Below are 23,590 nucleotides of genomic sequence, written 5' to 3' on the forward strand. Positions count from 1 at the left end.
AAAAGAAAGATTACGATGATTTCATTTTTTTGTAGGAATTTCACAAACCCCACCGCGGCAATGTCCAACTGGGACAAGTTTTCTATTATTAGCGATATAATCGTATACTTTACTTCCAAATCCGAGTACGATAGATAATTTTATAAAAGGCACAGCAAACCAGTAAGATGGAACGGTCTTTGCTAATACATGTATGCTATGAATTCCATCATACCACTTATTATTTTTTAAAATATACAATCTTTGTTCCATCTTACTTTGTAGTTCTTGAGAAAGTTCATACTTCTCAACTACATCTTCATCTCGAAATGAAACAAATTTCATCTTACCCTTTTTATCTAGTTTTTTCGTACGTTCTGCAACCGCCGTACACATCGGACACCAACTATCATAGAAAACAATCATACATTATTCCCCTTTCCGAGACTCCGTCATTTGTTTCCATACAGAACCTTTTGCTTCTTCTCCGCCTTCAATACGCTCTAATGCTAGACGCGCTTGCATCGCTACTTCAAACTCTGGATCATCTTGCGCTGCTTTTAATGCAGGAATCGCACTTTCATCTCCAAGTTCAAATAAGAACATCGCTGCACGCCAGCGTACTAATTTACTTGAATCTTTCAGAGATTTAATCATAACGAACATCGCTGCTGGATCACCTACGTCTGATAAGCAATCGCCCGCTGTACGGCGAACACTTACTGAACGATCTAATAACGCTTTATATAATAACGGCAATACTCCATCACCTTTTACCATACCTAAATACGCTGTTGCTAAGCGGCGGATCGAAACTTTTTCATCATCTAACGCCATCTTTAACACTGGCATATCTTCTTCAGTAGGATCCATTTGTTCTAATGCTGCAAAACGTTTTTTCCAGTCAGCATCTTTCATCATCTCTTCTGTTACTTTATATGGCTCACGCTTTTGAATCGTTACTTCAACAGCCCCTGCCTGATTTAATAATTCTTTAACCGTCTCATTTACACGTTCTTCTGAATAAGCAGCAACAATCTCTTCTACTACTTCTTTCCCTATTTCTTCAAAATTACCGTAACGTGTACTTTGTTCCACCCATTTACGCTCTTTTACAACGTTTGGTGCAGACATTTGTACTTTCATAATTGATTCTTTAAAACGATCAGGTAAGCCCACACGCTCTTCTGTTGTTCCATCTGTTAACTTTACTTGCATTGGAATTGTAAAGAACATTTGAACAAACACTTTCACTTCCCCAAAATGAGCAAGTTGTTGTTCTTCACTTTCTTCTACTACCTCTTCACCGAAAACAGCACGAACTTGTTGTAATAAAACTTTCCAGTCATACTTCGCATTTCGCTCCACTGCTAAAAAGTCGGCTACATGATATACACCTTTAATGCCTTCAATTTTCAAAATTTCTTGCACTTGCATTGGTGCTTGTTCTTTATTTTCATTTGTATAATTATTACGCGCTCCTGATGGTAATACTTCATTCAAAATAACTTTCATTGTATTTGGACTTGGCGTCGGTTCAATTGCTTTAATCTTCACGTAAAAAACTCTCCTTTATTGCGTGTTCTTACGTGTATTGTAACATGTTCCACCTCTCTAAACCTACTCGGATGCTTTATTTTGCTGATTTCTTTCCATCATCATACTTTCCCTTTCCACCTAATTCTCCCAAATCCATTATTTAAAGTCCCATCTTATTGTGATGCCCCTCCCGCCTTCTCTCCAAAAAGGTAATACTCTCAATCACAACTTCAGTTCTATATATTCTCTTGCCTTGTTCATCATCGTAATTACTCGTCTGAATACGCCCTGTAATCCCAACGAGTGATCCCTTCTTACAATATTCAGTTACATTCTCAGCCGATTTTCTCCAAACGACACAATTAATAAAATCTACTTGTTGCTCACCTAAACTATTTCGAAAACCTCTATTCACCGCAACACATATTCTTGCATAAGCGGCGCCTTGCTTTGTGTAGTATAATTCTGGCTCCTTTGTCAATCTACCGATTAATACAACTCGATTCATCATAAGTTATACCACCTCACATATTTTTCTTCATTGTAAGGAGAAAAATATGAATGGTAAAAAGCACAAAATGATATATCCGTAAGTAGAAAATATTATTTTAGACCTTACAAAACAAAAAAAGAAACCATACATATTTCAAACATGTATGGTTTCAAAATTTATTACACTTCACTACAAGATATGTAATACCCTCCGCGAGCCATCTTTATTTCAGCACGGTACATTACATTTTCTAAGTAGAAAGTAATCGGTTTAACTTTACTCTCAAACTTTAGTCTTTCATTGCATTCAGTTGCATATCCTTCAATCGCTGAAGTAATAACTTCTGATGATGGATACGTTAAATCTTCATCTAGTTCTATGAAAAAACTTTTAGAAAATAGTTTTTTCATAATCCCCTTCTTCTCTTTCATCATATTCCATCTCCTTCAATTCACGTTGATAACATCCATATTATACCATACGTTCAATATATCTTTGAAAATAAAAAAATCCTGCATTTTTCATGCAGGATTTTTTATTAGTCATTTTTCGTAAAGTAAGAAACGAAACGAAGAATTTCTAAGTATAACCAAACTAATGTAAGCATTAGTCCCATCGCAGTGTACCACTCCATATATTTCGGAGCTTGACTACGTACACCATTTTCGATTAAATCGAAATCTAGTAATAAGTTTAATGCAGCAACTACGATAACAACTGCACTAATAATAATACCAATTGTACCACCTTGGTGAATGTACGGCACAGTTACACCAAACATGTTTAGAAGAAATACGACTAAATACATAACCATAATTCCAAGTGTTGCTGCCATCACGCCTGTACGGAATTTATCCGTTACTTTTACTACACGTGTTGCATATAACACTAACATTGCAAATAGAATTGAGATTGTTAGTAATACAGCATTTAAAACGATAGAATCGCCAAATTTCATTGTATAAACCGCTGAAATACTCCCTAATACAACCCCTTCTACTGCTGCATAGATTGGTGCACCAAAAGGTGAAATACGTGGGAAGAACATAGACGCAAATGCGATGATTGCTGCAATTACTAATGCACCAATTAGCACCGGCATTTTCATCGTGCCCTCAATCATCTGTATGTATGAATAGACAGACGTTGCAAGTAGCAAGATAAGCATAATAAACGTTTTGCCTACTGTTCCGCCAATTGTCATCGCAGAAGCGCTTGCTCCCTCTTTACGGAATGCCTCTTTTTTCAACATTGGATTAGATGTTCTCATTTTTTCCCTCCTAAAATAGGTTCTACCAATAGTGTAAAGTTTTTCTCTTTACTTTTCAATATATGCAGCTTGTTTTTATTTTAATCCTTCAACGATGTCTGATAGTTCACTCCATCTTTCCATCGTTTTTTCTAGCTCTTCTTCTGTTTTCTGCTGTGCTTCAGATAATTCTTGTGCCTTTGTGAAGTCAGATCCAACTTTCGCAAGTTCTTCTCCAATTGACTCAATTTTCTCTTCAAGCTCGGCAATTGTATCTTCAATCGTTTCCCATTCACGCTGCTCATTGTATGAAAGTTTACGTTTACGTTGTTGTTTCGGCGCTTCTTCTACCACTTTTTTCTCTTTTTGAACTTCGGCCTTCTCAATAAGTTCTTTCATCTTTTCCATTTCTAAATAGTCCGTATAACTACCTAGGAATTCACGCACTTCGCCTCCGCCACTAAAGATGAACAATTCATCTACTACTTTATCTAAGAAGTAACGGTCATGCGATACAGTTAAAACGACACCTGGGAAATCTTCTAAATAATCTTCCAGTACTGTTAATGTTTGTGTATCTAGATCATTCGTAGGTTCATCAAGTAATAGTACGTTTGGTTCTCCCATTAAAATACGTAATAAATATAAACGTCTTCTTTCACCACCAGATAGTTTACCAAGCGGTGTACCATGTGAATGCGTCGGGAATAAGAAACGTTCTAGCATTTGAGATGCACCAATTACTTTTCCATCTGTCGTATGAATAACTTCTGCAATCTCTTTAATGTATTCAATCATACGCTGATTTAAATTCATTTCTTCATTTTCTTGCGTATAATAAGCAACTTTTACAGTTTGTCCTACTTCAACTTCACCACTATCAGGAGCTAACTTACCTGCAAGCATATTTAATAGAGAAGATTTTCCGCTTCCATTCGCTCCAATGATTCCGATACGATCACCTGGTTTCACAATATGATTAAAGTTGTGTAATACCGTTTTATCACCGAATTTTTTCGTTACATCTTTTAACTCAAGTACTTTTTTGCCAAGGCGACTCCCGCTAAGCGCAATATCAACTGACTGTTTTGCAGCCGGGCCTTCTTGACCTTTTAACTCATCAAATCGTTGAATACGTGCCTTTTGTTTCGTAGAACGGGCTTTTGCACCACGGCGAATCCATGCTAGTTCGCGGCGATATAAGTTTTGACGTTTTGATTCTTGCGCAATTTCTTGCTCTTCACGAAGTGCTTTCGCTTCTAAAAATGTGCTATAGTTTCCTTCGTAGCTATATAGTTTACCATTATCTAATTCAAAAATACGGTTCGTCACACGATCTAAGAAATAACGATCATGGGTTACAAGTAATACCGCACCTGTATATCTTGCTAAATATTCTTCTAACCATTCAACTGTCTCATGGTCAAGATGGTTCGTAGGCTCATCTAAAATTAATAAATCAGGTGTTTCAATAAAACATTGTGCCATTGCGATACGTTTTTTCTGTCCACCAGATAAATTCCCAACAATTGCAGTGAAATCTGTAATTCCTAATTTCGTTAAAAGAGATTTCGCACTTGCATTTGCTTCCCATGCACTCATTGCATCCATACGTTGCTGCACTGCAAATAATTGTTCCTGTACTTTTTCATTACTTGGATCTTTTTCGATATGTAATAACGATTGTTCATAATCACGAAGAAGACGAATTAAAGGTGTATCACCATGGAACACTTGCTCTAATACTGTTAGTTTTTCATCAAACTCTGGTTGCTGTGATAAATAACTAATTGTATAACCACGTGAATGCGTCATATCTCCTGTATCAGGAGTTTCTAACCCTGCAATAATTTTTAATAATGTCGATTTACCAGTACCGTTTACACCAATAATTCCAACACGTTGTCCTTCTGTAATACTACATGATAATCCATCAAATAACGGTTTTTCTCCGTATGATTTCGATAAGTTTTCCACAGTTAACATTTTCATATTTGTGCATTCCACTCTTTCATAAATTGTTCAATAAACTGTTCCATATAACGATGACGAACTTCAGCCTCTTGTTTCGCTGCGTTCGTGTTCATTAAGTCTTTTAGTTTTAAAAGTTTTTCATAAAAATGATTTAAAGATGGATCGTTATTTTTTCTATATTCATCTTTCGTCATCACTTCACGCGGCGGAATAGTTGGATCATACATTAATCTCCCTTTCGCTCCACCATACGCAAATGTACGAGCTATTCCAATTGCTCCAAGAGCGTCTAAGCGATCCGCATCTTGAACAATCTTCCCTTCAAGTGACCCCACTTTGCCGCCATGACCACCTTTATAAGACATATTGGCAATAATATGAAGAACATGTTTACTTTCCTCTTCTTCCACATGTAACTCTTCTAACCAATCAGAAACTTTTTTCATTCCAGCTTCTTCACTTTCATTTAACTTCTCATCTGCCACATCGTGAAGTAATGCTGCCATTTCAATTATAAAACGATTTCCCCCTTCTTGCTCGGATAAAGAAATCGCCAGTTTATGTACGCGCTCAATATGATACCAATCATGCCCACTCGCATCTTTTTCTAAAATATGTTTTACAAAAGTAATTGTTTTTTGAATCTTTTCTTGTTTTGTCATTTTATCTTCACCCAGTTACTTATTGTAACACGCCCGCATTTTTTCATCACATATTTTCTTGTCCGCCCATACACTGGGTGGTAGGCATCATCATGAAGGAGGAATAAACATGTTCTATAATAATCAACCGCCTTACCCAAGGCAACCATTTTATCCTCAACAACAGGAACAACGGTATGAAGAACAATATGAGGAACAAGAACAACAATTCGAACAAAATCCATACGCAACAACGCAAAACCAAGAAGCTAATTATCAACAAAACGCATACGACACACGCCCAAATTATGAATACCCTCAAAATCCATATGCAGCACCGCAGTATCAAGAGCAACAAAATCCATATGTAGCACCACAAAATCAAGAACAACAATTTCAGCGAAATCCATTTGCAACACCGCAAACTCAAGAAACTGAATATCAACAAAATCCATATACAGCACCACAAAATCAAGAACAACAATTTCAACAAAACCCATACCAAACTCAGTCTCAACAACCGCAATACCAACAACAAATGTATCAACCAAACTACGACGCACGTGTCTCACCACCTAAACCACCAACAATTGATCCGACTCAACCACAAATTTTACCACCTGGACCTACATTCGATATTACACAGCCTCAAATCTTACCACCTGGACCAATTACAGAACCAACGCAACAACAAATTCAACAAGTTGTCGGTACACAGTTTTTACCTTTAAAGAAACCTGTACTAGATTTTGTAAAACCTTGGGTAGATTACGGTTTAAATGAAGCAAAACATACATCACACAAACATGCTTTGACAGAAGTTGCTGCGATTATGTTTTTAGTTGGGAAAGGATTTAATCCGACGATTGCACATTATATTGTGGAATCTTGGGAGAAGAATGAGCAGTTTTAGAAGTTTTTATTCTCACAAAACTATAAAAGTGTCACAAATGCCTATTTTATAAGCATTTGTGACACTTTTTGTTTGTTATTTAAAATGTCATTTCAATACTGAATTGCTGCAATTACCTTTTCCTTCTAGGGCCTATAATTAATTTAATCGCCGTTCTTTCTTGATCATTAATAGTAACCTCTTGAAATGCCGGAACAAAGGCTAAGTCAATACCACTTGGTGCGACAAATCCTCTTGCAATCGCAATTGCTTTTATTGCTTGATTTAAAGAACCCGCCCCAATCGCTTGAATTTCTACATTTCCACTTGTTCTTAGTACACCTGCAATTGCACCTGCCACTGAATTTGGTTTTGATTTTGAAGATACTTTTAATATATTTTCCATGTAAGTTGCTCCCTCTATTATTTAATCGCTCTTTTGTTACCGTTTAAAATAGTTCAACGTATCTTTTACTACTATTCACACCAAAAGCAAACAATGCTACATATGTACATTCATTCGATACTTTTCGTCTTCTTCCTGCCCCACTACGTAAATAAAGAGAAACAACCGTAAACTCTAATATACAAATACTTTTAAAAATAGACATTCGCTTAAACGATCCCATCATTGCAACTAATGATAATGGTTTTACTTTTACATGTAAAAGTAAAATATGCGTGCCCACTTTACTTCAATCTTTCAAGATATTCCACTGTTATTTTTACCAAATCATTAACCTTTTCTTCTTCAAAAATTGCTACATCTACTATTCTATTACTATATTTCATCGTATTAGCACTTTATACTCCAAATCTATCACCTTTTATATAAGACAGGCATAAAATACTACGAGTATACACTTCATTCATAATAGGGGGTAATATATTGGGTTCGTACTATCATTCTTCAAACTCCAATAAAAAATGTTCATGTAAATCTTCTTCTTCTAGCTCATATAAAAAATGCTCATGCAATTCCTCTTCTAGTTCCTGTAAAAAAAGCTGTCCCGCATACGGCACTTTTTGGCAAACTGAGTTTATAACAGTTCCTTTTGGAGATCCTTTTCCATTTAATCACGTTGGTCCTATAGCAGGAGGAGTTTCCTTACTAAATCCTACTACTATACAATTTAGTCAAGCTGGTGATTATAGAGTTTCTTTCATTTCAACGATTAACACTACTTCAATTCCTGTATTTCCACATATTCCAGTCATGACTATATTTTTAAATAATAATCCACTTGCTAATAGTCAAGGTGATTTCGCTTTCCAAATGAATACTTCATCAAATAACGAATGTCTTCAACTAGCAGGCGAAACGATTGTTACAGTGACAGCTAATTCCACTCTTCAACTGAAAAATAATAGTGGTTTTAATCGTCAAAGTATTGCAACTTGTGATAATGGTATTAATTCAGTTGAATTAACAGTTATAAAACTAAGTTAATAATCCTCTTCACGTTCAGATGCTATTTCAGCATCTTTTTTTATTGAATAATGTTCTTTTGATTCCTATAATCAAACATAAATTCCATTGTACGTTTCTGTTCATCTAATAAACATGAAAAAAGTACCGAACTCTTCTACTACAAAAGTTCGGTACTTTTTATATTAAAAACTTCTCATTCTTTCTTACTTCTCCACATAAACCGACTTAACAATTGTACGATTATACGGTTGTCCTTCTTTATTCGTCCCTTTTATATCCATCGTAACGTTATATACTCCTGGTTGCTTTATGTCCTTCAAAGCACCAGTAAACGTATTGTTATTACCATTTTGTAATTCATTGTATTCAGAGACTAGTTTCCCTTCTTTATTCACGACTCTTACCGTTATAGAAAGATCCCCTTTCATTTCAGGTGCCACAGGTGATTTTTTCAATTTATACTCAGATTTATTCGCTTTAACTTTTGTAGGCATTTGGAGAACAAATGGCGCGCCACTCTTGTAATCGCTTACAATTAAAAATGCATCTTTCGACTGCTTCGCCATCATTTTAACTTTCCATTCTCCTACATCCATTTTATCAAATTTAAATGTTCTAATAGTCGCACCACCAAAGAAAGATTCACCTTCACCGGTAGTTATAGCGCTGTCCTTATTTGTATACATTTTTCCTTTTGGAGATATCATTTGTACTTCTACATCAGAAGACGCTGTTAATATAGAAACGATTCCTTCAGCCTTTTTATCAACTGTAACGGTTTGCTCAATCCACTGATTTTTTGGCAATTCTCCTCCTAAAATATTTTGATTTGAAGTTGTATTTAATTGTTCTATATATTCATTTGAACTAGTGCTGGATGCTACTAAAGCTGGTACGGCTACATTTGCTGTACGTAAATATGGTTCAATTCGAGAGAAAACAGCAGATCCTTTTCGTATATTATCATGATCAAATTTGGAATCTGTAAATAAATGTGTTCCATACGGCAACTTAGCACTCCACTCATTTACTAGTCCATCATTTGAACCGTATGATGACAAATATAACCCGCCCATAGATAGCGCAGAAAATACTGGTCCCCAGCTAGTCCCAGTAGCCGTATAGTAACGATTTAATTTAGCTGCTGGATTATTATCAATCGTTGAACGAAATTTTGCCATTTCGCCCATTTGTAATGAATACGTACCCTCATCTTTTTGACCTAATATAGAAGCCAGCCATCCTGCCCACCAACTATATGATAAATCCGCTAAATTTGAACCATGATGTGGCGTCGCAAGCGTAATAACATTTCCGACAAATCGATTTGCACCATATCCTACTAACGCAGCTTGTGTATCGATACCGCCTTTACTATGTGCAACAATATTAACTTTTTTACCGAAATGATTATATATTTCTTCTAATTTTTGTGCTAACAATTTTCCGTTATCCCACTGACTAGCTGATCCTTTCCCGGCGGCATCATATAATTGGATAAATACTGTTTGATAACCTGCTTTTAAAGCATAGTCATACATATCATTTATATCGTGATACACTGTCTTTCCATACCAACTATCAGCATTCCCATTCCTCCCTTGTACAAAGAGAATTGGAGGCTTATTCTCATCATAATTAGCAGGTTTTTGCCCTAAAAACCATTCTCCAGGTGTAAATACTTCTGTATCAGGAAATCCCTTTCCAAGCTCTTTTACAACTTCTGCCCGTACATTCGTGCTAATCATTGGAGCCATGATAAAAAATACAATTAGTAAAGTAACACATCTTCTCATCAATCGCATGTTATTCCCCCTACTTTTTTTGAAAGAAGGTGCTCTTTGTAATATTTTTTATCTTCTCTCTTAATAATAGATAATCTTTTTACTTAAACAAGATCTTGCCCTATTTTCAAAAGATTACTAGTACACCCTCTTCCTTAACACACGTTATTCTCTTTGTTTCTATCTCTTCCTTTTGGGAGAACACTACAAAAAAGTTTCTCAATAATTTTTAACTGTACTAAATCCAAATATCCCTAAACCATCATTGTTTATATAAAGTATACAAATCTTGAAAAAACTTTAGTAAAAAAACACTTTATTACCAGCTAATTATAAAAAAGATTAATGAAGATATGTACTTTTATTTAATTACATACAAACTAAAGAAATAGAAGCTTATATTGCAAGACTTTCCTACAATCGATAATTAAACTGAAATTTCAGAATAAAAAATATTTTTTCCAGAAACATATATTATGATAATTTTTTCAGACTTGAATTAAACTTTTAGAAGTACTAACCTAGCGGTGAGCAGAAGAAAATTCTGCAAAAAGAAAGGAGAATGCTTTATGATGACCAAGTTACAAAAGGAGTTTTTTAAACGATTAAAAATTCCTGCAAAAGAAATAACATTTGATGATTTAGATGAAATCCTCTTAAAAATGGGATTGATTCTCCCCTATGAAAATCTTGATATTATAGCTGGTACTATTAAAAACATCTCAAAAAAGAACTTAGTAGAAAAGTTACTTATTCAAAAACGCGGCGGTCTTTGTTATGAATTAAACTCCTTATTGTATTACTTTTTAATGGATTGTGGTTTTCAAGTATATAAAGTAGCCGGTACTGTTTATGATCTTTACGATAATAAATGGAAACCCGATGATGGTCATGTCATTATCATATTAAATCATAATCATAAAGATTATGTTATAGATGCAGGTTTTGCATCTCATCTCCCTTTACATCCAGTCCCTTTTAGCGGAGAAGTCATCTCTTCTCAAACGGGAGAATATCGAATCCGCAAACGAACTACCCGAAAAGGTACACACATTTTAGAAATGAAAAAAGGGGCTAACGGGGAATCTACAAACTTCTTGCAATCTGAACCTTCACATAAATGGAAAATAGGCTATGCTTTCACTTTAGATCCAATAGATGAAAAAAAAGTGAATAACATTCAAAAAATAATTGTAGAGCATAAAGAATCTCCTTTTAATAAAGGCGCTATTACTTGTAAATTAACTGATTATGGTCACGTATCATTAACAAATAAAAATTATACAGAAACCTTTAAAGGCACCAAAAATAAACGACCAATAGAATCAAAAGATTATGCTCGCATTCTTCGTGAATCTTTTGGAATAACGCAAGGGAAATATGTAGGAAAAACACTAGAAAGAGGCTAGTTGACTAGAAGTATTTCATAATAAAGCAGATTCCACATTTAGAATCTGCTTTATTTTATATTTTGTTATAACGAATTTTTTTTGCTGTTACCCTTTAATTTTCAATGATATACTCATCATCATATTTATCATATTGGAGCCCTGACCCTATTTTTGATTCCGTAACTTGATCTCTTAAAAACGGTGCAGCTTCCATTTTGCTAGTTGCAATTTCAATTCCATATTTTTTCGTTAAATGGGCTAATTCTATTAAAAACCACTCTCTTCGTAATGTAACTGGAATATCAAATGTTCTTCTTTTCATATATAATAGCACCTCTTTAATTTCATAACTTAATGAACATCATTACATGCACGTGTGAAAACTACCTTTCATCACTAACATCCAATGAAACATTATAGTATATGCATGTCCATTTTAAAGGTGCTATTACAAAACAATATCTTAGTTTACATAATCATATTATGTAAGAGTAGAAGAGAAAGGTATATCCCTTCCCTTCTACTCTAGAAATTTAAATTAAGAACATCTTGGTACACCTAAAGCTAAGAATAAACCTGCTACTCCCGCAGTAATCGGTACTTTTAACGTAATAACATCGTCTACTTTCGTTACTAAAAAGAAAGCATTACCTTCTTGTAATATGCAAGTTACCAATAATTGAAATTCCATTTAAACCCCCTCCTTTCAATCGTTATATTATACTTTATGAATTCTATTTAAAAATGTAATAGGAAATATATCTATTTTTCCTTATATACAAAATAAATGTTTATAAGTCTATTAAAAATACTAATTTTCTAAATTTATATAAATCGTGTAATATCCAATAAGTTCCTATATAATCAATAGTGAAAATCTTACAAATGGAGGTATAAAAATGGCGATTTTGAGTAATATTGGTACAGCTTTATTTTTTATTGCTTTTATTCTTTTAATACTATGTATCATTTCATTCTTTAAGAAAAATGGAACAGCAAAACAATATGGTCGTCCTACTGTTATTCTTTTTATGATTTCAATTCTCTTAATAGGAATGGGCACTACAAAATCTGAACACCCAGTCATCGATTTTTTTGCTACTTTAAGTTTAATTTTATTTATTTTTTTCCTTGTTCTAGCAATCTTATCCGTAATTAAAAAGACAGGTATAGCAAAAAAACAATTTATTATCACTGCTATTTTATTTGTCATTTTTGTTGCATTATCAAGTATTTCAAATCCTACTTCTGAAAAAACGACAGCAGCTAGTAAAAAAGTTTCTTCTAACAATGCAGAACAAAAAGAGAACGAGCAGAAAAAAGAACTAGAAAAGAAAGAAGCGGACGAAAAAACTCAAAAGCAAGAAGATGAGAAGCGTCAAGCCGAAGAACAAGCTCGTAAGCAAGAGGATGAAAAACGCCAAGCCGAAGAGCAAACTCGCAAACAACAAGAAGAACAAAAACGTCTAGCTGATGAACAAGCTCGGAAACAACAAGAGGAGCAAAAACATCTAGCTGATGAACAGGCTCGCAAACAACAAGAAGAACAAAAACGTCTAGCTGATGAACAGGCTCGCAAACAACAAGAAGAGCAAAAACGTCTAGCTGATGGACAAGCTCGCAAACAACAGGAAGAGCAAAAACGCCAGGCTGATGAACAAGCTCGCAAACAACAAGAAGAACAGAAAAAAGCACAACAAGCTCAAACACAACCAGCTGCAGGAAATACTAGTAATACATACTACAAAAATTGTGCTGCAGTTAGAGCTGCTGGAAAAGCTCCATTATATAGAGATCAACCAGGATATAGCTCTCATCTCGATCGTGATGGCGATGGAATTGCATGTGAAAAATAGTAATAAAAAAGAAGCTTCTAGTAAGCTTCTTTTTTATTACATAGTATTGCGACTAATTACCTCCCCTCTCTCTTCCTTTTATAAAACTCATTTTATTATTCTCAAAAATGACACATTATAAGTGATTTCAATCACCATATTGATTTTCATTTATCGCTATTCTTAATTTAGATACTACATTAAAACTTTATGGAGGCATTCATATGGAACATACATTTACTGAAACTTCAATTGTTGGTGAGATTGTTACACAGTTCCCGAAAGCTAGTGATCTTTTTAAATCGTATAGAATAGATTTTTGTTGTGGTGGTAATAAGCCGCTTATTGATGCAATTCATGAAAGAAATTTATCAGCTTCTGAAGTAATTACAGAGTTAAATACGCTTTATCATAATACGAAACGATTAAATGAATCTGAAATTGATTGGAAAAATGCTTCTTATCGTGAATTGATTGATTATGTAATTAATAAGCATCATCGTTATTTAAATGAAGAGTTACCGCAGTTAAGTCCATATGTGACGAAAGTATTACGCGTTCATGGAGCAAATCAGCCTCATTTAGCTCAAATTCACAAGCTGTTTCATGAACTTAAAATGGAATTAGAACAGCATTTAATTAAAGAAGAAACAGAAGATTTCCCATTAATTTTAGAATTTGAACAAAATCCAACTGATGAAAACTATGCAAAGCTACGTAAAGTAGTAGATGAACTAGAAAATGAGCACAATCATGCCGGAAATATTATAAAAGAACTTCGTAAAGTGACAAATGACTTTACTCCTCCAGAAGGAGCTTGCGGCACTTATCGACTTGTGTATCAACGTCTTGAAGCGCTAGAGTCTGATTTATTTGAGCACATTCATTTAGAAAATAATATTTTATTTCCACGTGCGATTACGAAAGCATAAAGTGAAACTATAATGAGTGGCGGTTTTGTTCATCCCACACTTAACTTCTTTGCTCCAGCCGAGTTTTGAGGTGAAAGTTTTACTCCCCGAATAAATAAGTCGTAGGACATGAGTAGCAATGCTCATGTCCCTCTTTTTCATTGTGTGAAAAATATTTACACTTCTCAACTCTCTCTACCCATATAACCAAGCTTCCTATTCTATTCACTTCTCTTTTCATATAAAACTACAAATCATTATTTACCATATTGCCCTTAGTTACGGAAACAATTATACTAGATGTAATCAGATAAATAATCTGAATATTCTTAGAATTAAAGATAAGAGTTTCACTACTCGCAAATAGAAAGACACATTCTATTTTCCACTAAATAGATTAGAAAACGATAATAACATTAGGAGGATTACGATGCACCAGCTTGATTCATTACATCCCATTATAGAAAAAATAATTAATAATATTGAAAAGTTAATGGTCGGAAAGCGAAAAGAAACGATCTTAGCTTTGACAGCTCTGTTAGCGGAAGGTCATGTACTATTAGAAGATGTTCCTGGCGTTGGGAAAACAATGTTAGTACGTGCTCTTTCTAAATCTATTGATGCTGATTACAAGCGCATTCAATTCACACCTGATTTACTGCCATCAGATGTAACAGGTGTTTCTATTTATAATCCAAAAGAGCTCCAATTTGAGTTCAAACCTGGACCAATCATGGGGAATTTTATACTTGCTGATGAAATTAATCGTACATCACCAAAAACACAATCTGCCTTACTTGAAAGTATGGAAGAAGGCAATATTACAATAGATGGCATGACTAGACCGTTACCAAAACCGTTCTTTGTAATGGCTACACAAAATCCGGTCGAATATGAGGGAACATATCCTTTACCGGAAGCACAGCTCGATCGTTTCTTATTGAAATTAAAAATGGGATATCCTACACCAGAAGAAGAATTTGAAATTTTAAACCGAATGGAAAAGACAAATCCCCTCTCTCATTTGCAAGCTATTACTACAATAGAAGAATTACTTTATTTACAACAAATCGTACGGGAAGTAAGTATGGACAAAGCAATCAAGCATTACATTGTAAAGCTTGTTAGTCAGACGCGTTCTTATAGTTCTATACAACTTGGTGCAAGTCCGCGTGGCTCGATCGCTTTAATGAAAGCTTCACAAGCTTATGCATTCATCCATGGCAGAAATTATGTTATTCCAGACGATGTTAAATTTTTAGCTCCTTACGTGTTGGCTCACAGACTCATTTTAAAAATGGAAGCAAAATTTGAAGGAATAACAGGCGAACAAGTCATCGCAAAGATCGTTGCGCGAACTACCGTACCTACTCAAAGGAAAATGAACCTTTGATGAAACGGATACTACGAGCACTCTATCATTTTACTAAGTTATCACTCTTTCCATTATGTCTAGTCTTAACATTTGTATACGCTATGCTTCAAGGAGGATTTGTAAGTTGGTTTTTGTTTTACAGTGCGATTCCTATTGGCCTTTATTCACTACTGCTCCCCTTCTATGCTTTACGGAACGCCGAAGTAAAACGAATAACAAATCAAGCTGAATATGTAGCAGGAGAACTATTTTTAAGTACGATTACAATAAAAAGAAATTTTCCTTTTCCCTTACTTTATTTAATTATAGAAGATGTGCTACCATCACAATTTACAAATTGTAAACAAACGAAGATAAATAAGGTTATACTCTTTCCAGGATTGAAACGAAATATTTCGTTTCAATATGCTATAGACACAATCCCTAGAGGAGAGCACACTTTTTCAAGCGTACGTGTCAAAACTGGTGATTTATTCGGAATGATGGCGAAAGAAATAACTTTTTTAGTTCCAGATACATTTTTAGTCTATCCTCAGTATGTAGATATAACATATCGACAAATGGAAAATCATTTCGAACAAGGAGCACTTTCAGCAAATATAAATTTAGTAAAAGACTCTACCATTTCTGTCGGTGTGAGAGACTATAAACCTGGTGACCGCTTTTCATGGATTGATTGGAAAGCAACTGCACGAACAAACACCATTATGACGAAAGAGTTTGAACAACAGCGTAGCCATAATATTATGATATTCATGGACAGAACCCCATCCCCTCTATTCGAATCAGTCGTCACCTTTACTGCTTCTATTGTCAGGTCTGTCTTGAAGCAAAATTCACCAGCGTCATTCGTATCTGTCGGAAAAGAACGAACTTTTTTCCCTTTAGACAATGGAGATAGTCAGTTGCATCAAATCTTTTGTCATTTAGCGAAAGTACAAGCAGATAGTGTATTCCCACTCTCCCGGAGTGTAGAAATGGAATTAAGAAAAATTTATGAGCCTGTCACGATTATACTCGTGACAAGCGATCTTTCTCCCGATATTCAAAAGGCGGCTGACCATGCTGCTATTAAAAATAGAAAATTAATGGTGTTTGTCGTAAAAGAAAAACCGAATCAACTCTCACATCGAGAACTCAGTATTCTAGAAACTCTACAAAAACGAAAAATATTTGTAAAAGCTGTTTATGAAAACCGCTATACAAACGTATTTTTTGAGGTGAGCAAATGATAACATTACAAACAAAAAAACAATGGGATATGAGTAGATTCTTCATGCATGCATGCGCATTTCTACTTTTACTAGAATGGCTAAGACCCCTTCTAGGTATTACAAACGTAGGTAGATTAGACGTTTTTGTAATATTTATAGGAATTTGCTTCACCCTCTCTTTTTTTCAAACAAAGTGGCAGATTCCAATAAAGATTATCACGATTTTATTCATCATTCATTTCCTATATTATAAAAATGCTTTTATAAATCCATCTTGGCTAACGAAATTTTTCACTGATATTTCTCAAAATTCCTCCCTGTTATTTCAAGGGAATTTGCTGGATATCTCTCCAGTTTTTCCAACACTTTTATTTTTTTTATCATTTTGGTTTTTAAGTGCTTTCATTTCTTTTTGGATGATTCATAAAAAACGTGGGTTGCTATTTCTTATATTGACTATTATTTATATCACCGTTTTTCATAACTTACATTTATACAATGCAAACTTCGCTATTATTCGTACTGTTGTCATCGGCTTTTTTATGCTTAGTCTTCTTCGCATAGAACGAATAAAAGAGATGGAACACTTACAACATTATGCTAGAGAAATCTCAAAATTACTTAGACCTCTTACAGTGTTTATTGTATTGTCAGCAACCATCGCATACTTTGCTCCAAAATTTGGTCCTCAATGGCCAAACCCAATGGATTTTTTAAAATTCAACACATCCGAAGCAAGTAAACAGCAAGAAGTTTCTAAAATTGGGTATGGTTTAGATGACTCGAGATTAGGTGGTCCTTTTAAGGCTGATCCTACAATTGTTTTCACAGCACAAACGCAAAACAAACAATATTGGAGAGTCGAAACGAAAGATTTTTATACCGGAAAAGGATGGGAGGTTTCTGAAAATCAAAAAAAGGTTTCTTTTAAAAATAAAAACGACGTCTTGAGCTGGTACGAACAAAATACAAAAACGGAGACAAGAAAGTCAACAATCAACATGCAAAAAAGTTATCCTCACCTTACCTATCCAGCGGGATTAGTATCTGTTGAGGCTTCTTCAGATGCATCATACAGCGTTGATCCATTTTCTGAAAAAATCTATACGATGGACGGAGACTCCTCCACTACTTTACATTCATATAAAGTAACGTATGAGGTCCCCGAGTTTTCCATAGAAAAATTGAAAGCTGTAAAAACGAATGAAGGCCAAGAAACAAATCCTTACTTCATGACAAAGTACACGCAACTGCCCGAATCATTACCGCAGCGAGTAAAAGACTTAGCTGCTAATCTAACAAATGATAAAGACAACCGATATGAGAAAGTATTAGCTATTGAAAACTACTTTACCGACCATTCTTTCGTATATGAAACAACGAATGTGTTGTTCCCTGCCAAAAACCAAGATTATGTAGATCAATTTCTTTTTGATACAAAAAGCGGCTACTGTAATAATTTCTCAACATCTATGATCGTGTTACTTCGTTCTGCCGGGATTCCTGCTCGCTGGGTAAAAGGATATACGGAAGGAACTCTTGATAATACGCTTGCCTCTGCAGAAGGTGAGGATGTTTATAAAATCGCGAACGATAACGCACACTCTTGGGTCGAAGTATATTTCCCTGGATACGGATGGATTCCATTCGAACCAACAAAAGGATTTACTAATCCCTATAATTTTACAAATAATACTCCTGCTCCTACTATACAAAATAGTGAAGAAACTAATTCTCAAAACGCGCAAATGCACCAAAGAAACAATGAAGCAAAGCTCAAAAGTTTAATAGAAGATACAGAAGAAGCTCCTACTAAAAAAATTACAAATGCTAAAAATAGATTTTCTTGGTGGTACGTATTCCTCTCTTCGATACTAATTAGTATTATAGGATACACTCTCTTCGCTACTAGAATGAAATGGATTACATTTTTTATCATTCTTTTCTATAAATACCGAAAAGATGATGCTGTTTATAGCAAAGCTTACGGTGCACTTTTAAAACAATTTACTCGAGTCGGTATACGACGAAGTGAAAGTCAAACATTCCGAGAATATGCTCTCCACATCGACACACTTTACAACTCGGCCGATATGCAACAACTTACTTTCAGTTATGAGAACGCTATGTATCAAAAGGGACAGGCTGCAGCAGAATGGGAAAAATCCGTACACTTATGGGAAATCCTTATGAAAAAAGCAGCTTCTCCGCCTAAATCAAATGACTTCCATTCAGCGATTTAATCTTGATAATGTGAGTTAAAAGAAAAAGCCTCAAAGAACAACATTGTTCTTTGAGGCTTTTTTAATAAAGTGAAACTTCTAGTTATTCCCCAAGTACCTTCTCAATCTCAACCTCTAAATCCACCGGCTTCGTTTGCGGCGCAAAACGCCCTACTACTTTCCCGTCTTTTCCGATTAGAAACTTAGTAAAGTTCCATTTCACTGCTTTCATACCGAGTAAACCTGGTGCTTGTTCTGTCATGTATGTATAAAGCGGATGTGCCTTATCACCTTTCACATCAACCTTTGCAAACATCGGGAAATTCACACCATAGTTTAACTCACAAAAACTAGTAATATCTGCTTCTGTACCTGGTTCTTGTCCTCCGAATTGATTACAAGGGAAACCGAGTATTTCTAATCCTTGGTCTTTATACTTATCATATACTTCTTGTAACCCTTTATATTGCGGTGTAAAACCACACTTGCTAGCTACATTTACAATAAGAAGCGCTTTTCCTTCGTAATCTTTTAACGACTTATCTTCTCCTGTTATCGTTTTAGCTGAAAAATCATAAACTGTCATGATCCTTGCCCCTCTCTTCACTATCATTCTATGTTTATACTATACTACATTCGTGAATATACAGCTCTTATTACGTATTCTCCTCCGAAATGACAGCGCTTTATTTCTGTTCAAAAATTCGACACAAACTACTAGACTTTTATGTTGGAAAGTTTTACAATTGAATTGTGAACAAAATGTGACAGTTTATATTCCATTATAAAAGAAAAGGATGGTGTTCATTATGAAAACTGCACAACATGAAACGATTTCAAATCGCGAGTTTTATTTCGTACTATATATGATGTTATTGTATGTGATCGGCTGGGTAATCGATGTTAATGGTTTATTTTTAAGCTCCTACTTTAATTTAGCAGGAGAGATTATGCTGCCAATCGTTGGTGGCATAGTTGGACTATTCGTTATGTCTATCAATAAAGAACAAACGAAATAATAACACTTTAAAAAGGCAGAAGACGGGCTTTCGTTTTCTGCCTTTTTCCTATTTTAGCGTATAATAGAAACATACAGTAAATAAGGAGTGGTAATGATGAAAAAAATAGAGCAATTATCTTCTCACCTATATCTTATTGATGATTTCGATTTACAACATAATGAACGAACTGGTACGTACGTTTTATTAGGTGACGATATTACTTTAATTGAAACTTGTGCAGCCCCTTCTCTTCCGTATATTTTAGACGGCTTACAACAATTACATATTGATTTAAACGATGTTAAAAACATTATCGTTACACATGTTCATTTAGATCACGCCGGGGCTGCTGGTTTAATGATGGAAAAATGCCCAAATGCTACTTTATATGTGCATTCTCGCGGTGCTCGTCATATGATTGATCCAACAAAACTCATTTTAGGCGCAAAAGCTGTATACAAAGAAGATTTCGATAAACTGTTTGATCCCATTCTTCCTATAGAAGAAGAACGTGTTCGTATTGTACAACATGGTGATACGTTACAAATTGCCGAAGACCGCATCCTTACATTTTATGATACTCCGGGACATGCAAAGCACCATATTAGCATTCACGATTCATTAACAAACGGCATTTTTACTGGCGATACAATTGGCATTTATTATAGAGAACTCGCAGACGTTGGTATAGAACTATATCTCCCATCAACGTCTCCTTCACAATTCCAACCAGATGCGATGATTGCTTCAAAAAATCACATTCAAAGTATGAATGTAGATACTATTTATTTCGGTCATTACGGTGCATCATCCAATGTTACAGAAGTATATAACCAGCTTGAACATTGGCTACCTATTTTCGTTCATACTGGTAAAGAGGTCTTTGAACAGTATAATGATTTCGATGAAGCGACTAAAGCTTTACAAACTGTATTAATGGATAAGATCTCTTCCCACCTTACAAAGTTAAACGTTCCATCAGATCATTCCGTTTATAACATTTTACATCTAGACATAGAAATTAGCGCGATGGGCATTATTGATTATTTCACGAAGCAAGAAAAAGCAAACTCCACTATTAACTAACCGTAAAAGAAGAGATATACAACAGTAGTTATTGTATATCTCTTTTTTCTTTGAATATATCTTTAATAAAGGATGGTGGAATGCAATGCAAAAAGTGATGCTATACCTCTGCTTTACATTATTTATCGTCTTATTATTATTTGTCGGAGTGAAAATTCAATTTTATTTAGATACAGATGCGCAGGTGAGTTTTAACGTTTATCCAAGATTATTCTACTTTACACTCTTCCCTCTTATAGTTGGCATTTTATTACGATTCCTTCAATCCATTAATCGAGAAACAAGTAAACAAAACTGGCGCTTTCAACCGGATAAATTTATCGCTATTACTGTGCCTACGCTATTCATTTCCTTTTCTCCAGCTCTACTCTTTTCACCAGTTGGTGCATACCTACCTTATTTAACTAATATTATTCTTATAAATACAACTTTTGTTACGATAATAAGCTTAATAGCTGGCTATTCCCTTTTAGATTGCTTTATACAAAAAGATACTGCAAATATGAAAAAATATAATTGAGTACTCTATTGAATCGTGCAAGCCAAGGTTTGTACTTCCTTCGCTTGTTGTTAGCATAATTGCATTTAGCAAACAATGCAACAGAGCCAAATAATCAATTTTTAAGTGTCGTTGGTTACGGTGGTTTATTTATAAGTGCGATATTACTTGTAAGAGTAGCTATTCATGCGGTAAGAAAATTTAAATAATAATAAAACGAGTATACAATCACATAGATTGTATACTCGTTTTTTATTGTTTACATATTCAATATGTACTAGGAAATTTATGTTAAACTAAAGAAAATCGTGTACTAATTCAAATGACACTTCAACTAAGGGAGAATTATTATGTATAGACTTTTTGGATTCTCGTGTCTAATGTTTCTCGCAAGTATATGTTCTTTCTTTATTCTAAGAGGACCTAATGCAAATTTAACTTTAATTATTACGATTCTAGCTATACTTTCATTACTCGGTATTCTTTTTGCAATCGCATCAAAGAATTGGTTATTCGGAATAGTTGGTACAGTATTAAATGGCGTAATAATAGTAGTTGTATACTTCCTATTGCTTGCAAAAGGAATAGGTGGTTAATATATTTACGTTTCAATAAGAAAAGCTCACAGCTTAAGCTATGAGCTTTTTTACTTATCTCACCTTTTCATCTACATACTCCAAAAACCGCTCTGCTTGAATAAATCTTTCTTTATACGCCTCAGGTACGTCTTCTACTTTCATTCCACCAGTTGATTTTGTCTTCACTCGTACGATTTCATACGTCATTAAAGCTTCCACATAACGATCAAACTCTTCTTGTGTTAATACTTCTTTACTAGATTTATGACCATTTAATTTATCAAAGTATGGTTGAAGCCCCATACTTACCCTCTTCATTTCATCTCTTTTTGCTGGTGATAATTGATCATAATCAATATTACCGTTCGAATCTCCGTATGCAAGCTTTGCATTTGTTAATTTTTTTAGTTCTTTTGTAAACTCTTCATATTCCTTCGCACCCATGTCATCTTTCGCTTCTGATAATTTTGCATTCAAACGCATATACGCTTCTAATGTCATCGCTCCGGCATGTTTTTTTAAATTCTCAAAAGATCCGTATATACCATCCGCCATAATAGATTGATACGCAAAACCAGTCGTCGGGATTAAAAGAGCTGCTGCAAGCACTCCTGCAATAAGATGTTTCTTTCTCTTACGCCCCCCTCGATTCATTTTTATTTGAATGATAACTTTTTCTTTTAACTCCGGCGGGGCAACAATCCCCTTCGCCTCTTCTCGTATAGATTCTCTAACTCTACAATCTAAACTCATTTCACATTCCCTACCTCTCCTAAAAAGATTTCTTCTACTTGCTCTTTTTGACGTAGTTTTTTTAATGCTGCGTGAATTCTAGATTTCACAGTACCAATTGGAATATGTAATATTTGTGCTACTTCTTCTTGTGAATAATCGTGTAAGTATCTTAATATAATAACTTGTTTCAATTTATACGGTAATTTATGAATGAGTTCGATTAGTTTTTGGTTTGATATTTTACTTACAACATCGTTAGAAAAATCAATTTGTACTGGTTTTCTTTGCTCTTCTGCTTTTTTTATAATTCGTAATCGCATCCACCTCTTTCTTCTATAAGAGTGAATTTGTTTAATCGCAAGTCCAATTAGCCAAGGACGAAATAGCTTCTCGTTATCATACTTACGAAGTGATTCATATAGTTGTATGTATATTTCTTGAACGACATCATCTACATCTGTTTTATCATCTATTAAAAAATGTACTGTTTTATATACTTCTTGAATCGTTTTATCATACAACTCGCTATATGCTTCTTTATTTCCCGCTAGAGTTAATTGAATTAATTCCTTATACCCTGTTTCAATTCCCACTTACCATCCCTCCTTTGTCTTACACTATATATTGGCAAGTAATTGATATTTCGTTCGATTTTTAAAAAGATTTTTTATATAAATTAATATAATGATCCAATGAATTCATAAGCTTCACTTATAGCTTTGCATAACTATTATATAATTTTCTAATTTCTAATGACGAT

At 34.5% G+C, this 23,590-nt stretch carries 28 protein-coding genes; 13 read left to right on the plus strand and 15 right to left on the minus strand.

The window, feature by feature from the left end:
- Positions 1-21: 21 nt before the first annotated feature.
- From KVT31_RS05680 to KVT31_RS05710, 7 genes are all read right to left on the minus strand, one after another.
- A complete protein-coding gene (locus KVT31_RS05680) occupies positions 22-405 on the minus strand; it encodes a thiol-disulfide oxidoreductase DCC family protein (protein WP_088096253.1) in 384 nt (127 codons plus the stop codon).
- Positions 406-408: 3 nt separating this feature from the next.
- Entirely contained in the window at positions 409-1,536 is a 1,128-nt protein-coding gene (locus KVT31_RS05685; protein ID WP_088096252.1) for a conserved virulence factor C family protein, read from the minus strand.
- A 142-nt stretch (positions 1,537-1,678) separates the two neighbouring features.
- Entirely contained in the window at positions 1,679-2,029 is a 351-nt protein-coding gene (locus tag KVT31_RS05690) for a single-stranded DNA-binding protein (RefSeq protein ID WP_088096251.1), read from the minus strand.
- 161 nt (positions 2,030-2,190) lie between these two features.
- Positions 2,191-2,445, minus strand: coding sequence for a DUF4318 domain-containing protein (locus tag KVT31_RS05695; RefSeq protein WP_088096250.1), 255 nt, complete (start codon positions 2,443-2,445; stop codon positions 2,191-2,193).
- A 104-nt stretch (positions 2,446-2,549) separates the two neighbouring features.
- A complete protein-coding gene (locus KVT31_RS05700; RefSeq protein ID WP_088096249.1) occupies positions 2,550-3,281 on the minus strand; it encodes a Bax inhibitor-1/YccA family protein in 732 nt (243 codons plus the stop codon).
- 75 nt (positions 3,282-3,356) lie between these two features.
- On the minus strand, positions 3,357-5,252 hold the full coding sequence (locus tag KVT31_RS05705; RefSeq protein WP_088096248.1) for an ABC-F family ATP-binding cassette domain-containing protein: 1,896 nt from the start codon (positions 5,250-5,252) through the stop codon (positions 3,357-3,359).
- On the minus strand, positions 5,249-5,896 hold the full coding sequence (locus KVT31_RS05710; protein ID WP_088096247.1) for an HD domain-containing protein: 648 nt from the start codon (positions 5,894-5,896) through the stop codon (positions 5,249-5,251). The genes KVT31_RS05705 and KVT31_RS05710 overlap by 4 nt, the downstream gene beginning before the upstream one ends.
- Positions 5,897-6,005: 109 nt before the next feature.
- On the opposite strand from KVT31_RS05710, the gene KVT31_RS05715 reads away from it, so the two are divergent.
- A complete protein-coding gene (locus KVT31_RS05715) occupies positions 6,006-6,788 on the plus strand; it encodes a hypothetical protein (RefSeq protein ID WP_088096246.1) in 783 nt (260 codons plus the stop codon).
- 112 nt (positions 6,789-6,900) lie between these two features.
- Here KVT31_RS05715 and spoVS read toward each other — a convergent pair whose 3' ends face one another.
- Both spoVS and KVT31_RS05725 read right to left on the minus strand, forming a co-directional pair.
- Entirely contained in the window at positions 6,901-7,173 is a 273-nt protein-coding gene (gene spoVS, locus KVT31_RS05720) for a stage V sporulation protein SpoVS (protein ID WP_088096245.1), read from the minus strand.
- Positions 7,174-7,216: 43 nt separating this feature from the next.
- Positions 7,217-7,456: a hypothetical protein gene (locus tag KVT31_RS05725; RefSeq protein WP_088096244.1), complete on the minus strand. Its 240-nt coding sequence runs from the start codon at positions 7,454-7,456 to the stop codon at positions 7,217-7,219.
- A 200-nt stretch (positions 7,457-7,656) separates the two neighbouring features.
- On the opposite strand from KVT31_RS05725, the gene KVT31_RS05730 reads away from it, so the two are divergent.
- Positions 7,657-8,217, plus strand: coding sequence for a preprotein translocase (locus KVT31_RS05730; protein WP_088096243.1), 561 nt, complete (start codon positions 7,657-7,659; stop codon positions 8,215-8,217).
- 185 nt (positions 8,218-8,402) lie between these two features.
- Here the strand turns inward: KVT31_RS05730 and KVT31_RS05735 are convergent, their stop codons facing one another.
- Positions 8,403-10,004 carry an esterase/lipase family protein gene (locus KVT31_RS05735; protein WP_088096242.1) on the minus strand — a complete coding sequence of 534 codons (1,602 nt, stop codon included), beginning with the start codon at positions 10,002-10,004 and terminating at the stop codon, positions 8,403-8,405.
- A gap of 548 nt (positions 10,005-10,552) precedes the next feature.
- On the opposite strand from KVT31_RS05735, the gene KVT31_RS05740 reads away from it, so the two are divergent.
- The gene (locus KVT31_RS05740) at positions 10,553-11,392 is read left to right on the plus strand and encodes an arylamine N-acetyltransferase family protein (RefSeq protein ID WP_088096241.1); all 840 of its coding nucleotides are present in this window, start codon (positions 10,553-10,555) and stop codon (positions 11,390-11,392) included.
- A gap of 94 nt (positions 11,393-11,486) precedes the next feature.
- Here the strand turns inward: KVT31_RS05740 and KVT31_RS05745 are convergent, their stop codons facing one another.
- Positions 11,487-11,696, minus strand: a complete 210-nt coding sequence (locus KVT31_RS05745; RefSeq protein ID WP_000830253.1) for a hypothetical protein — start codon at positions 11,694-11,696, stop codon at positions 11,487-11,489.
- A gap of 216 nt (positions 11,697-11,912) precedes the next feature.
- Positions 11,913-12,065: an exosporium protein ExsG gene (gene exsG, locus KVT31_RS05750; RefSeq protein WP_000395678.1), complete on the minus strand. Its 153-nt coding sequence runs from the start codon at positions 12,063-12,065 to the stop codon at positions 11,913-11,915.
- A 208-nt stretch (positions 12,066-12,273) separates the two neighbouring features.
- On the opposite strand from exsG, the gene KVT31_RS05755 reads away from it, so the two are divergent.
- From KVT31_RS05755 to KVT31_RS05775, 5 genes are all read left to right on the plus strand, one after another.
- Positions 12,274-13,230, plus strand: a complete 957-nt coding sequence (locus tag KVT31_RS05755) for an excalibur calcium-binding domain-containing protein (RefSeq protein ID WP_088096240.1) — start codon at positions 12,274-12,276, stop codon at positions 13,228-13,230.
- A gap of 203 nt (positions 13,231-13,433) precedes the next feature.
- Positions 13,434-14,141 carry an iron-sulfur cluster repair di-iron protein gene (gene ric, locus KVT31_RS05760; protein WP_088096239.1) on the plus strand — a complete coding sequence of 236 codons (708 nt, stop codon included), beginning with the start codon at positions 13,434-13,436 and terminating at the stop codon, positions 14,139-14,141.
- 409 nt (positions 14,142-14,550) lie between these two features.
- The gene (locus KVT31_RS05765; RefSeq protein WP_088096238.1) at positions 14,551-15,513 is read left to right on the plus strand and encodes an AAA family ATPase; all 963 of its coding nucleotides are present in this window, start codon (positions 14,551-14,553) and stop codon (positions 15,511-15,513) included.
- Positions 15,513-16,727, plus strand: coding sequence for a DUF58 domain-containing protein (locus KVT31_RS05770; RefSeq protein ID WP_088096237.1), 1,215 nt, complete (start codon positions 15,513-15,515; stop codon positions 16,725-16,727). Before KVT31_RS05765 ends, KVT31_RS05770 begins: the two co-directional genes overlap by 1 nt.
- Positions 16,724-18,952 (plus strand): transglutaminase TgpA family protein, encoded by a 2,229-nt coding sequence (locus KVT31_RS05775; protein WP_088096236.1) that lies wholly within the window; start codon positions 16,724-16,726, stop codon positions 18,950-18,952. The genes KVT31_RS05770 and KVT31_RS05775 overlap by 4 nt, the downstream gene beginning before the upstream one ends.
- 82 nt (positions 18,953-19,034) lie before the next feature.
- Here the strand turns inward: KVT31_RS05775 and bsaA are convergent, their stop codons facing one another.
- Entirely contained in the window at positions 19,035-19,517 is a 483-nt protein-coding gene (gene bsaA, locus KVT31_RS05780; RefSeq protein WP_000219426.1) for a glutathione peroxidase, read from the minus strand.
- Positions 19,518-19,740: 223 nt separating this feature from the next.
- Between bsaA and KVT31_RS05785 the strand changes: the two genes are divergently transcribed.
- The 5 genes from KVT31_RS05785 to KVT31_RS05805 all read left to right on the plus strand — a co-directional run bounded on the left by KVT31_RS05785 (position 19,741) and on the right by KVT31_RS05805 (position 22,113).
- Positions 19,741-19,950: a DUF3925 family protein gene (locus KVT31_RS05785; RefSeq protein ID WP_002127081.1), complete on the plus strand. Its 210-nt coding sequence runs from the start codon at positions 19,741-19,743 to the stop codon at positions 19,948-19,950.
- 96 nt (positions 19,951-20,046) lie between these two features.
- Positions 20,047-21,018 carry an MBL fold metallo-hydrolase gene (locus tag KVT31_RS05790; RefSeq protein ID WP_140392443.1) on the plus strand — a complete coding sequence of 324 codons (972 nt, stop codon included), beginning with the start codon at positions 20,047-20,049 and terminating at the stop codon, positions 21,016-21,018.
- 85 nt (positions 21,019-21,103) lie between these two features.
- A complete protein-coding gene (locus KVT31_RS05795; RefSeq protein WP_088096234.1) occupies positions 21,104-21,538 on the plus strand; it encodes a hypothetical protein in 435 nt (144 codons plus the stop codon).
- A 59-nt stretch (positions 21,539-21,597) separates the two neighbouring features.
- Positions 21,598-21,726, plus strand: a complete 129-nt coding sequence (locus KVT31_RS05800; protein WP_088096233.1) for an ABC transporter — start codon at positions 21,598-21,600, stop codon at positions 21,724-21,726.
- 141 nt (positions 21,727-21,867) lie between these two features.
- Positions 21,868-22,113 (plus strand): hypothetical protein, encoded by a 246-nt coding sequence (locus KVT31_RS05805; protein ID WP_088096232.1) that lies wholly within the window; start codon positions 21,868-21,870, stop codon positions 22,111-22,113.
- Between the two features lie 54 nt (positions 22,114-22,167).
- On the opposite strand, the gene KVT31_RS05810 is transcribed toward KVT31_RS05805, so the two are convergent.
- Positions 22,168-22,848 (minus strand): DUF3600 domain-containing protein, encoded by a 681-nt coding sequence (locus KVT31_RS05810; RefSeq protein WP_088096231.1) that lies wholly within the window; start codon positions 22,846-22,848, stop codon positions 22,168-22,170.
- Positions 22,845-23,423 carry a sigma-70 family RNA polymerase sigma factor gene (locus tag KVT31_RS05815; protein WP_088096230.1) on the minus strand — a complete coding sequence of 193 codons (579 nt, stop codon included), beginning with the start codon at positions 23,421-23,423 and terminating at the stop codon, positions 22,845-22,847. The genes KVT31_RS05810 and KVT31_RS05815 overlap by 4 nt, the downstream gene beginning before the upstream one ends.
- Between the last annotated feature and the right edge of the window lie 167 nt (positions 23,424-23,590).

It is taken from the genome of Bacillus sp. GbtcB14, assembly GCF_019091205.1.
GTDB lineage: Bacteria > Bacillota > Bacilli > Bacillales > Bacillaceae_G > Bacillus_A > Bacillus_A cereus_AG.